1 protein-coding gene is annotated in these 411 nt (G+C 76.6%); it reads left to right on the forward strand.

The genetic code is table 11. The features are described from left to right. Positions 1 to 411, forward strand: a 411-nt coding sequence (locus G3I65_RS01385; protein WP_160693960.1) for a DUF917 family protein, incomplete at both ends; no start/stop codon positions are given.

A 411-nucleotide genomic window follows, 5' to 3' on the forward strand; every position in this document is an offset into this window, starting at 1 on the left:
TGCCGGTCGGCGTCGTCGGCGCCACGGCGGCGTTCACCGAGAAGCTGCCCGGCGGGGACGAGTTCGCGGCCGCGGTGGCCGCCGTCGAACGCTGGACCGGCGAGCGCGCCGACGCGCTGATGTCCATCGAGATCGGCGGCCTCAACGGGCTGCTGCCGCTGGTCGTGGCGGATCAACTGGGTCTGGGGTACGTCGACGCCGACCTTTCGGGCCGCGGGTTGCCCCGGCTCGACCAGTTCTCCGTCGCGGCGACGGGCCGCGGGATCGCGCCAGCCGCGCTGGCCGAACCCGGCGGTCAGGTGGTGGTGCTGGCGGCCGGGTCCGACGCCGTCATCGAGCGGGGGACCCGCGCGTTCCTGGCCGGTTCCGGCGGCTGGGCGGCGTTCGCCCTCGCGCCCATCCCGGCCGGGG

The organism is Amycolatopsis sp. SID8362 (assembly GCF_010550475.1).
GTDB lineage: Bacteria > Actinomycetota > Actinomycetes > Mycobacteriales > Pseudonocardiaceae > Amycolatopsis > Amycolatopsis eburnea.